This window comes from Thioclava sp. DLFJ4-1 (assembly GCF_002020145.1).
Taxonomy (GTDB): Bacteria; Pseudomonadota; Alphaproteobacteria; order Rhodobacterales; family Rhodobacteraceae; genus Thioclava; species Thioclava sediminum.
Genome location: NZ_MPZT01000002.1, coordinates 63,200 through 75,920, shown reverse-complemented (window position 1 = coordinate 75,920; position 12,721 = coordinate 63,200). Strand labels below are relative to the sequence as shown.

9 protein-coding genes and 1 tRNA gene are annotated in these 12,721 nt (G+C 65.1%); 7 read left to right on the top strand and 3 right to left on the bottom strand.

Annotation, left to right across the window (positions count from 1 at the left end; all coding sequences use genetic code 11):
- Positions 1-29 precede the first annotated feature (29 nt).
- Positions 30-3,446, top strand: coding sequence for a CheR family methyltransferase (locus tag BMI85_RS05415; protein ID WP_246832493.1), 3,417 nt, complete (start codon positions 30-32; stop codon positions 3,444-3,446).
- A complete protein-coding gene (locus BMI85_RS05410; RefSeq protein ID WP_208409738.1) occupies positions 3,421-3,810 on the top strand; it encodes a response regulator in 390 nt (129 codons plus the stop codon). The genes BMI85_RS05415 and BMI85_RS05410 overlap by 26 nt, the downstream gene beginning before the upstream one ends.
- Here the strand turns inward: BMI85_RS05410 and BMI85_RS05405 are convergent.
- Positions 3,794-4,690, bottom strand: a complete 897-nt coding sequence (locus BMI85_RS05405; protein ID WP_078600018.1) for a LysR substrate-binding domain-containing protein — start codon at positions 4,688-4,690, stop codon at positions 3,794-3,796. The two genes, BMI85_RS05410 and BMI85_RS05405, sit on opposite strands and share 17 nt — an antisense overlap.
- Positions 4,691-4,805: 115 nt before the next feature.
- Between BMI85_RS05405 and BMI85_RS05400 the strand changes: the two genes are divergently transcribed.
- The 4 genes from BMI85_RS05400 (at position 4,806) to BMI85_RS05385 (ending at position 9,353) form a co-directional block, all read left to right on the top strand.
- Positions 4,806-5,870: a putative sulfate exporter family transporter gene (locus BMI85_RS05400; protein ID WP_078600016.1), complete on the top strand. Its 1,065-nt coding sequence runs from the start codon at positions 4,806-4,808 to the stop codon at positions 5,868-5,870.
- A 150-nt stretch (positions 5,871-6,020) separates the two neighbouring features.
- Positions 6,021-6,500 (top strand): MarR family transcriptional regulator, encoded by a 480-nt coding sequence (locus tag BMI85_RS05395; RefSeq protein ID WP_078600014.1) that lies wholly within the window; start codon positions 6,021-6,023, stop codon positions 6,498-6,500.
- Positions 6,497-8,308 carry a hypothetical protein gene (locus tag BMI85_RS05390; protein WP_078600012.1) on the top strand — a complete coding sequence of 604 codons (1,812 nt, stop codon included), beginning with the start codon at positions 6,497-6,499 and terminating at the stop codon, positions 8,306-8,308. Before BMI85_RS05395 ends, BMI85_RS05390 begins: the two co-directional genes overlap by 4 nt.
- Before the next feature lie 4 nt (positions 8,309-8,312).
- Positions 8,313-9,353, top strand: a complete 1,041-nt coding sequence (locus tag BMI85_RS05385; RefSeq protein WP_078600010.1) for an HlyD family secretion protein — start codon at positions 8,313-8,315, stop codon at positions 9,351-9,353.
- A gap of 503 nt (positions 9,354-9,856) precedes the next feature.
- Here the strand turns inward: BMI85_RS05385 and BMI85_RS05380 are convergent.
- A tRNA-Gln gene (locus BMI85_RS05380) sits at positions 9,857-9,931 on the bottom strand.
- A 99-nt stretch (positions 9,932-10,030) separates the two neighbouring features.
- Between BMI85_RS05380 and BMI85_RS05375 the strand changes: the two genes are divergently transcribed.
- Complete coding sequence (locus BMI85_RS05375; RefSeq protein WP_078600008.1) at positions 10,031-11,221, top strand: NAD(P)/FAD-dependent oxidoreductase; 1,191 nt, start codon at positions 10,031-10,033, stop codon at positions 11,219-11,221.
- 185 nt (positions 11,222-11,406) lie between these two features.
- Here the strand turns inward: BMI85_RS05375 and BMI85_RS05370 are convergent, their stop codons facing one another.
- A complete protein-coding gene (locus BMI85_RS05370) occupies positions 11,407-12,711 on the bottom strand; it encodes a UDP-glucose/GDP-mannose dehydrogenase family protein (protein WP_078600006.1) in 1,305 nt (434 codons plus the stop codon).
- Positions 12,712-12,721 lie beyond the last annotated feature (10 nt).

Sequence of the window (12,721 nt, the reverse complement as noted above, 5' to 3'; positions counted from 1 at the left end):
GCGCGCTGCGCGGATCGGCGGGCCGTGCAGTGACGGACGCCCCCGAGGATCTATACGTTGTCGGCATCGGCGCCTCCGCTGGTGGGCTTGAAGCGCTTCGCGATCTGCTGGAGCCTGCGCGGGTGGATGACCCCAGCGCCTATGTCGTGGTTCAGCATCTCGATCCGAACCACGAGTCGCTTCTGGCGGAATTGCTCGGCCGGTCGACCTCGCTTGAAGTGTTGCAGGCCGAAGATGGCGCGAAGCTGGAGGCCGGGCATGTCTACACGATCCCGCCGGGCTACGGGCTGGAGGTCGAAAACGGGCGTCTGAAGCTTTCGGAATTCGCCCAGCCCCGTGGTCTGCGCCGTCCGATCGACGATTTCTTCGTGTCGCTGGGGCAGGACCTCGGGCGCCGCGCGGTCTGCGTGATCCTCTCGGGCACCGGCACGGATGGCTCCGTCGGGCTGCGCGCGGTGAAGGAGCATGGCGGATTCTGCATCGCGCAGGATGCAACGGCGCGTTACGATTCCATGCCGAATTCGGCGGTCGCGACCGGGATGGTCGATGTGGTCAGCGCGCCCTCCGACGTGATCGCGCGGATCACCGAATTCCGCAATGTCGATCCGGATCAGGTCAACACGGCGCCGCCGGTTTCCGGAACGCTCGATGAGATCTGTGCTGCGCTGAACCGTCTGACCGGACATGACTTCGCGCAATACAAGCGCTCGACCCTCGAGCGTCGGATTCAGCGCCGGATGCAGGTGGTGGGCATTCTGCACCCGCGCGAATATCTCGAACGGCTCGAGCGCGAAGAGGACGAGCCTCTGGCGCTGCTGGGTGACCTGCTGATCAACGTCACCCGCTTCTTCCGGGACAGTGCGCATTTCGAAGCGCTCAACGAGACGGCGATCAAGCCGATGGTCGAGAAGGCCGATGATGGCGGCGCGCTGCGCATCTGGGTGCCGGGTTGTTCGAGCGGCGAGGAAGCCTACACGCTGGCGATGCTCATCGACCGGGCGATCCATGCGAGCGACAAGGAAATCGATTTTCAGATCTTCGCCACCGATATCGACGAACGGATGCTCGCGATCGCGCGTGAGGGGCGGTACCCGGTCTCGGTCCTGCTCGACTTGCCCGAAAGATACCGCGATCTCTACACAATCGGGCGCGAGGGCAATTTCCAGATCACCGCCGCGCTGCGTGACCGGGTGCGCTTCTCGCCGCACTCGCTGATCAAGGACCCGCCGTTCTCGCGGCTCGACCTGGTGTCGTGCCGCAATCTGCTGATCTATTTCGGAGAGAAGTTGCAGGCGCGGGCCCTGCCTATCTTCCATTACGCGCTCAATCCAGGGGGCGTTCTCTTCCTCGGCCCCTCCGAGACGATCGGGCGGCATGAGGAACTTTTCGATCCCATAGATGGCGCGATGCGCATCTTCCGCAGCATAGGGCCCCGGTCTCCTTATCCGACCGAACTGCCGATGCGCTCCGACCCTCATGCGCGACTTGCGCCACTCCGACCGAAGACGACTGACAGAAGAACCAAAGACTGGAACACGACCTTGGCCAGTAATCGTATCCTCGATCTTTATGCGCCCGCGACGCTGAATGTCGATCGCGACGGGGCGATCCTCGCCGCCACGGGGCGCTTGGGCAAGTATCTTGAGATCGACCCGTCCGAGACCGGGCAGGGCTATGCACAATCGCTCGCGCGGGCGGGCCTGCGCGAGGCGCTCTCCGCCGTGATCCGCGAGTCGGCGGAGCTTGGCACGCGCAAGATCGTGCGCGACGTCGAGGTGATCTCGGAAACCGGGCGGCAGCGCGTCGATGTGCTGGCCGATCCGCTTTCCGACGATACGCTGCTGATCGTCTTCCGCGACCGTGGCCCGTTCGAAGCGCTGGACGAATATGATTTCGACGAGATTGCGCCGTCAGAAAGCCATGTGCAGGTGCTCGAGGCCGAGTTGCGCGCGACCCGCAACCGCCTGCGCACGACGGTCGAAGAGCTGGAGACCGCCAACGAAGAGCTGAAATCCTCGAACGAGGAAATGATGTCGATGAACGAGGAGTTGCAATCGACAAACGAAGAGCTCGCGACGGTCAATGACGAACTCAAGACCAAGGTCGAGGAGCTTTCGACCGCGAATGCCGATCTGCGCAACATCTTCGATTCCAAGCTGCATGCGCTGGTGACGGTCGATCGCAAGCAGCGCCTGCGCAACTTCACCGATGGCGCGAGCGAGATGATCCGCCTGCGCGGCAGTGACCGTGGACGTCCGCTCGACGACATCCAGAACCTGCTCGACACGCCCGAGGTGATGATCGAACTGATCAATACGATCCTTGAGGGCGAATTGCCGCGGCCGCGCCGGGTCAAGTCCACCGAACTGGGCAAGGTCTGGTCGCTCTCCGCGACGCCGTATCTGAATTCGCGCGGCGATGTGGAAGGTGCGACGCTCGTCTTCACCGACATCACCGAGGCACTGCGCCTCGAGACCGAGCTGACGCAGAAGGGCGAGCGGCTGCAACTCGCGCTGGAAATCGCGCAGATCGGGGTCTGGTCGATTATCGAGCCGAGCGGAGACGTTGAAATCGACGAATCCGTCGCCGCCTTCTTCGAACTCGAAGCGGCCGGAACCTATCCGATCGAGCGGTTCTTCGAACGCATCGCAGAGCATGACCGTGCGCGTGTCGAACAGGCGGTGCGCGAGGCCCGCGAGACTGGTTCCGAACTGGAAGTCGATTACGAGCTCGACCTCCCCTCCGGCACGAAGCGCCATCTGCGCGCAACGGGTCGCACGATGGGCGAGGGGAATGAAAACCGCCTGCTGGGGCTCAGCGTCGATATCACCGCCGATGAAGAGGCGGCGCAGATGCGCGAGCTGATGCTGCGCGAGATGAACCACCGGGTGAAGAACCTGTTCTCCATCGTCTCGGGCATGCTGCGCATCGCGGGGCGTTCGGCGGCCAGCCCGCGCGAGTTGGTCGAAGATGTCGGCCAGCGGATCAACGCGCTGGCGCGCTCGCATGATCTGGCCCGCACTCGCACCTCTGGTGCGGCGATCCCACTGCGCGAGGTGATCGAGACGACTCTGGCCCCCTATGACGACCCGTCGAAATTTCTGATCGATGGGCCGGAGGTTGATGTGCCGACGCATCACCTGACGGCTCTTGCGCTGATTTTCCACGAATGGAGCACTAATGCCGCAAAATATGGGGTATTGGGGCCGCGAGAGGGTGATCTCGAGATCACATGGTCGATGGAAAACGACGATACCGTGATACTTTCGTGGAACGAGCGGTACCGTGAAGCGTTGCAACTCGACACCAACAAACAGGGCTTCGGCTCGACGTTGGTCGATATTTCCGCGAGCCAGATATCGGCGCGGGTCGACACGCGTCAGACACCGGAAAGCCGTTGCAACAGGATTATCTTCGCGCATGAAATCGATGGCGACGCTGACTGAGAAAGCACCGAGCGAGGTGCTCCTTGTCGAAGATGAAGCCGTCGTCGCGCTTGATCTTCAGTTCATGCTCGAGGATCTCGGGATGGAGGTCTGGGGGCCGTGCGCCACCGTGCGCGCGGGGCTGGACCTGGTCCGCGAGCGTCTTCCGGGCGCTGCGATCCTCGACGTGATGCTGGCCGATGGCGAAGTCTACGAACTGGCCGATCATCTTCACAAGGCGGGCGTACCGCTCCTGTTCCATTCCGGCCATGCCGAGGCCAATCAGCTGCGCGAGCGGTATCCCGGCGCGGCTGTCTGCCCGAAGCCTGCGCTTCCCTCGGAGATCGAGGCGAAGCTCGCGAATTGGTTCATTCCGTCCGAGTGAGATCGTCGAGCTGGGACTGATCGATCCGTGCCAGCAGGTCGCGCGTGGCGTGGCTGACATGGTGGTCGCGGTGACGCAGCGCATAGAAGGGCCGCGGCGCGAGGTGCAGCTCCCAGTCCTGCACCGTTCCAAGGCTCAGCGACCGCGCGACGACATGGGCCGAGAGAATGGTGATCCCGGCCCCAGCCTCGACCGCGCTCAGCACCGCCTCGTTCGAGGGCAGGACCAGCGCCGCTGAGAGCGCGTGCGGCGCGACACCCAGATCGGCGAGGGCCGCTTCCGCGGTAGAGCGCGTGCCAGAGCCCGGCTCGCGCAGCACCCAACTCGCCGCGCTCAGCGCGCGCGCATCCAGCTTGCCGGGGGGCGGCGCGGCGCTGACCAGCATCAGCCGATCCGCCCCGATCTGAACCCGCTCCAGCTTCGCATCCTCGACATCGCCCTCGACCAGCGCGAGATCGTGCAGGCCCGCGCGCAGGCGTTCCGCTGCCTCCTGCGTGTTGCCGATTTCCAGCGTGACCTCGATCCCCGGGCGGGCTTGCCGGAAAGCGGCAAGGTAGGGCGGCAGCCAGTAGCCCGCGATGGTCTGGCTGGCGATCAGGCGGATATGTCCGCGTTCGAGGCCGCGGGTCTCGGCCAGCATCGCCTCCGCCTCGGCAAACCGCGCCAGCACCGCGCGCGCCTCGGGTAGAAAGGCGCGGCCCTCCTCGGTCAGTGAAATTCCCCGTCCGATCCGGTCGAACAGCTTGATCTCATGACGCGCCTCAAGCGCCGCAATGGCGGCTGAGGCCGTCGATTGCGTCATGTTCAGCCGGGCGGCGGCGCGGGTCATGTGCTGCTCTTCCGCGACCGCGACGAAAACGCGGAGTTGTTCGGGGGTCATGCGTGTCTCAGGCTCAAATGATCGATAAAACCGATCATATCGACAAAAACATTTCGTTTGAAGAATGAATTGGCGCGGGCAAATACAGGGCAAGACCTGACGATAGGAGGCCACCGTGCCGCACCATTCGACCCTTGCCTGCAGCCTTTCCCGCCCGCGGCTTGCGCTTCGCGCCTTCGCGCCGGGGCTTGCGCTAAGCGCCGCTGTCGCCGCGCTCGCGGCCTTGGGCGGTTTGGCTGAGCACGCGCTGTTCGGCGCGGCATGGCTGGAACCGCTGGTGTTGGCGATCCTCATCGGTGCGGTGGTGCGCTCCCTCTGGACGCCGCCTGCGCGTTTCGATGCCGGCATCCGTTTCGCGGCCAAGACGGTGCTGGAGATCGCGATCGTGTTGCTTGGCGCTTCGGTGAGTGCGCAGACGCTTCTATCGGTCGGGCCGGGCCTACTGGGGGGCATCGTCGCGGTGGTCGCGCTGATGGTGCCCGCCGCCTACTTGCTGGGGCGGGCCCTGCGCCTACCGGCCCGCATGGCGCTTCTGATCGCCTGCGGCAACGGTATCTGCGGCAATTCCGCCATCGCCGCCGTCGCCCCGGTGATCGACGCCGACAGCGACGATGTCAGTGCCGCAATCGCGTTCACCGCCGTGCTAGGCGTCGCGGTGGTTCTGCTGCTGCCGGTCGTCGGCCATGTCGCGGGGATGAGCGTGCATGGCTATGGCATCCTGTCGGGGATCACCGTCTACGCGGTGCCGCAGGTTCTGGCTGCCGCAGCGCCGATGGGGGCCGCAGCGATTCAGCTCGGCACGCTGGTGAAGCTGGTGCGCGTCCTGATGCTGGGGCCAATCACGGTGGTTCTGTCGCTTCTCGCGCCGCATCTGCCGGTGGACGGGCGCTCTGTCACGCCGGAGGGACGTGTGCGGCGCGGGCTGATGCCGCCGCTCTTTATCCTCGGGTTTCTCGGGATGATCGTGCTGCGCTCTGCCGGGGCGCTGCCGGAGGTGGCTCTCGCGCCGATGGGGCAGGGGGCGTCCATCCTGACGGTGATCGCGATGGCGGCACTGGGGCTTGGCGTCGATGCGCGGGCGGTGGCAGCCGCCGGGCCGCGTGTGATCGCGACGGTGACGCTGTCGCTCGTCATGCTGGTCGGCGCAGGTCTCGGGCTTGTGACCTTGCTTTCCGCCTGAGCGCTCGCGCTGAATGCACGGCGCGATCCGGGGGCTTTCGCAATTTCGCACGGCCCCCTGTGCGGGCTGCCTGTGTTGATCCTCGCGACCCAGAGGATATGTGGGATGGGACGAAAACGTTAGCAGGCTAACTTTATTCCCGAGGCCCCCATGTCCGACCGCGCCGCCATTACATCCGCACCCACCGAAGCCGCCCGCCGCGACCGTGCCGAGTTGACGCGCACGATGATGCTGCTGGCGCGGTCGGTGCGCGCGATGTTCGACGCGCAGGCGCGGGACATGGGGCTGACCTTCGCGCGGGCGCAGGCGATCCTTGCGATCTCCCGCGACGAGGGGCTGAACCAAACGCAGCTGGCCGAGACGCTGGCGATTGAGACGCCGACGCTGAACCGGACGCTCGACGGGCTGGAAAAGCTCGATTTCGTGGAGCGCCGCGCCGATCCCGACGACAAACGCGTCCGCCAGATTTTCCTCACCGAACATGCCCGCGCAAATGCCTCCGAGATCGAGACCTTCGTCGAGGCGCTTCGCGCGAAGCTCTACGACGGCATCGACGCCGACGAGGTCGCCCGCGCCCGCAAGACGATGGAGCGGATGCAGGCCAATCTCGAAAGGATGCGCGGCCAATGAATTCCCAGATTCGCGACATCAACGGCCCGGATGCGCGTCCGACGGCCGCCGAACCGGTATCGCCGCGCGACCCGGCGCTGCGCGAGCTTGCGCGCCCCGAGGTGACAGAGCCGCGGCCCGAGGCGGCCCCGGCCAAAGAGGCTGAGGTCACGCAAAACGAGTCCGCAGAGGCAGAGACCGCCGAGCCGGAGGCCGCGCCCCAGCCCGCCGCGCCTGCGGAGCCCGACCATTCCGCAGGCAAGCGGATCGTCTATGCCAGCGCCGCCGTCTTCGTGGCCCTGTCGCAGTCGCTTGCGACCGGCTTCGTCTCGGCCAATCTGCCGCAGCTGGCGGGCGATCTGCACGCAACCACGAACCACACTTATTGGGTGATGGCCGCCTTCATGGCGCCGCGCGCCTCGATGCCGCTGATGCTGATCCGCATCCGTGACCAGTTCGGCCTGCGCCGCTTCGCCGAGGTCGGGATCGTCTGCTTCGTGCTGGCGATGGTGCTCAATCTCTGGGTGGACGATCTGCATTCCGCGGTCATCGTGGCCTTCCTGAGCGGCTGTGCCGCAGCCCCGTTGTCGAGCCTCGGCTTTCTTTACATGCTGGAGGCCATACCCGCCGCTCAGCGCCTCAAGGTCGCGATCCCCGCCGTGCTGACGATGATCATGGTGGGCAGGCCCTTGGCGCGGGTGCTGTTGCCCGAACTCACCGCGAATGCCAGTTGGCACGCGGTGAGCCTGTTCCAGATGGGCATGGCGCTGGTGGCGCTGGCACTGATCTTCGCGCTGCCACTGACGCCGCGCCCGCTGCAAAAGGTTCTCAAGCCGCTCGATTTCGTTTCTTTCAGTCTGCTCGCGGTTGGCTTCGGTGCATTCACCAGCGTCTTCATGTTCGGTGCGCTCGACTACTGGACGCAGACCGAATGGCTGGGCGTGGCGCTCGTCGCTGCGATCGTGATGGTCGCGGGCGCGGTGCTGATCGAAATGCAGCGGGCCAATCCGCTGATCGATTTCCATTGGCTGCTAAGTCCGCCGATCCTGCATCTGGCGGGGACCCTGCTGGTGTTCCGCATCGCGCTGGCCGAGCAGAACGCGGGCGCAGTCGGTTTCCTACGCACGATGGGGCTGCAGCCCGGGCAGGAGCAACTGCTGTTCGGGATCATCGCGCTGTCGATGCTGGCCGCGACCGGTGTCCTGATGCTGACCAATAGCGGAGCGCGCGCGCCGCTGTTCCACGGGATTGCGCTGGTGCTGATCGCGGCAGGGGCGTGGCTCGACTCGCAATCGACCGCGCTCACCGGGCCCGAGCAGATGTATCTCAGCCAAGCGATGATCGGCTTTGCCGGTATCCTGTTTCTACCGCCTGCGATGGCGAAAGGGCTGGGAGCTGCGTTCGCGAAGGGGCCGCATTACCTGCTGAGCTTCGTCGTGCTGTTTCTGGCCACGCAATCCATCGGCGGGGTCATCGGCTCCGGTCTGTTCCGGAGCTTGGTGATCGACCGCACCGCCTATCACATGGCGCAGCTTTCGCCGCAGATCTCGGCCGACAACCCGATGTTGAGCCAGACCCTCGCGCAGAGTGCCGCATCGCTGGGCAGCCAGACTGCGGATGCCGGTGCGCGGGCAGGGGCCGCGCTGTCTTCCGTCGCCTCTACGGTGCAGCAGCAGGCCACAATTCTCGCCTATGACGATGCGTTCCGCGCCGTGTTCTGGTTCGCGCTGGCGGCCTTGGCCGGGCTGATCGCCCATGTCGCCCTGCACCGAAGCTGGCCCCTCCCGCGCCTGCGCCTCACGCCCTCCACCCCTGTTTCTACGAGTTGATCCGATGTCACAGACCCGCCGCTATCTCGCTTCCGCCCTGATCCTTCTCATTGCGCTCGCCGGTGTCGCGACCGTGCTCTATGCATGGCGCCTGCCGCCGTTCCGCTCTGACGTTGCCTGGACCGACAATGCCTATCTGCAAGGCAAGGTCACCCCGATCTCTGCGCAGGTCGCGGCCGAGGTCACGGCGGTGCCGGTCAGTGATTTCGAAGAGGTCAAGAAAGGCGACGTGCTGGTGCGGCTGGATGATCGTGCGCTGAAAGCGGCGGTGGAGCAGGCGCAGGCTGCGCTCGAGACGGCGAAGGCCGCGCAGTCGAACGGGGCGCAGGCGGTGAATTCGGCGAAAGCTACGCTCGAGGCTAAGCAGGCTTCGCTCGCCTCGGCGAAAGCAGCTCAAGCCACGGCGCAGACCGCGCGGGACCGGGCGTCAAAACTGACGAAGAAAAGTTATGTCTCGCAATCGGATGCCGATCAGGCGCAGCTTACGCTCGATCAGGCGAAGGCGGGCGTACAGGAGGCGCAAAGCGCCATCGACGTGGCCGAGCAGGCGGTGCAGACGGCACAGTTGAACAAACGCTCGCTCGCCGCGAAAACCGATGCAGCTCAGGCCGCACTCGATGCGGCGCAGGTGGCGCTCGATCACGCGGTGATCCGTGCGCCCGAGGATGGGCGACTGGGCCAGGTCTCGGCGCGAGTCGGCAAATTCGTCAGCGCCGGATCGACGCTGGTGTCGCTCGTGCCCTCCGATCTCTGGCTGATCGCGAATTACAAGGAGACCCAGCTTGCGGGGCTGCAGATGGGCGAGCCGGTGACTTTCACCGTCGACGCGCTGGGCAAGACGCAATTCAAAGGCCATATCGAGCGGTTCTCGCCCGCGACGGCAGGGCAGTTCAGCCTGCTGTCGGGCTCCAATGCGACGGGCAATTTCACCAAGATCGCGCAGCGCGTGCCGGTACGGATCGCGATCGACCCCGATCAGCCGCAGGCCAAGCGACTGGCTCCGGGTCTGTCGGCCGAGGTCAGTGCCCCGCAGCACGGATCGTGATCCGCCGTCAGCTATGCGGAAGGCGCAGCGCGGCTATGTCGAATAAGCTGTTTCTGCGGCGCAGCATTTGTGCGAAAAAGATTTCAACGCAGCGAGCAAATCGTTGCAACAGTTCCTGAGGCTCTCTCCTCCTCCCTGAGCCTCGGAAATTGGCGGTGGCCTCTCTCCTCCTCCCTGAGGTCACCGCCTCCTCCTCCCCTTAGATGACCGACATGCGCCACCAAACGGTGCCGTTTTCAATTGTGAAAACGCGTTCGAGCTGTTGTTCGGCGCGACCACATGAAGGTCCGGTTGGAATAGTTGGTCAGCGTGATTCCGGCGGCGAAGTGAAGCCGTCCGTCCTCGAGCGAAGGGGGCTGCGATTTGTGGCCGTCGTTTGGGTCGAGAGAGCGCAGCTCTGGAGACGTCGCGTCGCCGCCGCCTGTTACCAAGCCAAGCAGACGACGATCTCACGGCCTGAGCGGCCAGAGAAACCTAAAACAATTCAGTTCTACTGAGAAAAGTGGCTGGGGCGGTAGGATTCGAACCTACGGTGCGCGGTACCAAAAACCGGTGCCTTACCACTTGGCTACGCCCCAACGTGGGGGGGTATGTAGCCAAGTGGGCGCGGGGCTTCAAGAGGAAAATCCGACAAATTTCGATTGCGCGTCACGCGCCGCTACGGCAAGCGAGGTGGCATGGAAAATTGCGATGTTTTAGTGCTGGGCGCAGGGGCTGCCGGGCTGATGGCCGGGATCGAGGCGGCGCGGCGCGGGCGCTCGGTGCGGGTGCTCGACCATGCGCGGCGCCCAGGCGAGAAGATTCGAATCTCTGGCGGCGGGCGGTGCAACTTCACCAACCGTCTGCTGACCCGGCAAAACGCGACCGAACGATTCCTGTCGCGCAATCCCCGCTTCGCGCTCTCGGCGCTGTCGCGCTACACGCCCGCGGATTTCATCGCGCGGCTCGATGCGGCGGGGATCGCCTGGCACGAGAAGCATCTGGGGCAGCTCTTCTGCGACGGGAAGGCGACGCAGATCATCGACCTGCTGCTGCGCGATCTGCGCGCGGCAGGGGGCGTGCTCTCGCTCGAGACGGAGATCGAGCGGGTGGAGCGCGCGGGCGACGGCTTCCTCGTCACAACCTCGCAAGGCCCGATCCGCGCGGCTTCGGTGATCGTGGCGACGGGCGGCAAGTCGATCCCGAAGATGGGCGCGTCCAGCCTCGGCTACGAAATCGCGCAGACATTCGGCCTCGATATCGTGGAAACGCGACCCGCTCTGGTGCCGCTGACCTTCGCCGAGCAGGATCTGGCGCGCACCGCGACGCTGTCGGGTCTCGCGCGGCCCGTCGATCTGCGCCTCGGCAAGACGCATTTCGCCGAGGATCTGCTGTTCACCCATCGCGGGCTGTCAGGGCCCGCCATCCTGCAAATCTCCAGCTATTGGCGCGAGGGCGACACGCTCAAGATCGATCTGGCGCCGGGCAATGACATCGCGGCGGCCCTGTCGGAGCAGCGCGACGCGGCGGGCCGGCAGGCGCTGCACAATGCGCTCGCGCGGCATCTGCCGGAGAAGCTCGCGCATTTCGTGGTGGCGGAGGCGAAGCTATCGGGGCGGCTGGCCGAGCAATCGAACAAGGACCTCGCCAAGCTCGACGATCAGATCCATCGCTGGCAGGTGCGGCCGGTCAGCTCGGAAGGGTATCGCACGGCGGAGGTCACGCTGGGCGGCGTGTCGACCGATGCGCTCGATGCAAAGACGATGCAGGCGAAGCAGGTGCCGGGGCTCTATTTCATCGGTGAAGTGGTGGACGTCACCGGCTGGCTCGGCGGCTACAACTTCCAGTGGGCCTGGGCGTCCGGCTGGGCCGCAGGGCAGGTGGCCTGAGCGGCTGACCCTTCCTCTTGGGAAAAATATCCCGGGGGGCCCGAAGGGCGGGGGCAGAGCCCCCTCCCTCTTAAGTTATGTCGCCCTCCGGCGACGGAGGCAGAGCCCCCTCCCTCTTAAGTTTTGTCGCCCTCCGGTGACGGGGGCAGAGCCCCCTCCCGGATCGATTTCTATGCCGTCAGGGCTTACCGCCCGACCGCCACGTAATCCTCGAAGCCCGCCTTCCTGACGTCCTTCTCGGCGTAGATGTTGCGCAGGTCGGCCATGCGCGCGGTCTCCATCGTCGCGGCCAGCTTGTTCAGGTCGAGCGCGCGGAACTCGTTCCACTCGGTCAGGATCACCACGCAATCGGCCTTCTCGGCTGCCGCATAGGCATCGTCCATCCAGGACACGCCCGGCAGCAGCGCTTCGCCCTCGCGCTTGCCCTGCGGATCGACCACGCGCACCTTCGCGCCGCCGCCCACGAGCGCGGGCACGATGGTCAGGGCAGGGGCCTCGCGCATGTCGTCGGTGTTCGGCTTGAAGGTCACGCCATAGACCGCGATCGTCTTGCCGTTGACCGAGCCGCCGCAGAGATCGACGACCTTCTCGATCATCCGACGCTTGATGTCGTCATTCACCTTGATGACGGTTTCGACGATCTCCATCGGACAGGAATAGTCCTGACCGATCCGCGCCAGCGCCGCCGTATCCTTCGGGAAGCACGAACCGCCATAGCCCGGGCCCGCATGGAGGAACTTGTTGCCGATCCGACCGTCGAGCCCCATGCCGCGCGAGACCTGCTTGATATCCGCGCCGGTCTTCTCGCAGAGCCGTGCGATCTCGTTGATGAAGGTGATCTTCGTCGCGAGGAACGCGTTGGCCGCGTATTTGATCATCTCGGCGGTTTCCAGATCGGTATAGAGGATCGGGAATTCGCGCAGGAAGAGCGGGCGGTAGATCTCGCCCATCACGGCTTCGGCCTTCTCCGAGGTGGTGCCGACGACGACCCGGTCGGGCCGCATGAAATCGTCGATCGCCGCGCCTTCGCGCAGGAATTCGGGGTTCGAGGCCACGTCGAACTCGATATCGGGGCGGGTCTTGCGCACGACTTCAGCGACCTGACGGTTGGTGCCCACCGGCACGGTCGATTTCGTCACGATCACCGCATAGCCGGTCATCGCGTTGGCGATCTCCTCGGCGGCGGCCATCACATAGGTCAGATCCGCATGGCCGTCGCCGCGCCGCGTCGGCGTGCCGACCGCGATGAAGACCGCATCGGCGCCGGCGACCGCAGCCTTGAGATCGGTGGTGAAGGAAAGACGTCCGCCTTCGACGTTCTTCACCATCAATTCGTCGAGCCCCGGCTCGTAGATCGGCACGCGGCCGCCCTCGAGCATTTCGATCTTCGCGGGGTTCTTGTCGACGCAAACGACTTCATGGCCGAAATCGGAGAAACACACCCCCGAAACAAGGCCAACATAGCCCGTGCCGATCATCGCGATTTTCATATTCTCGTCC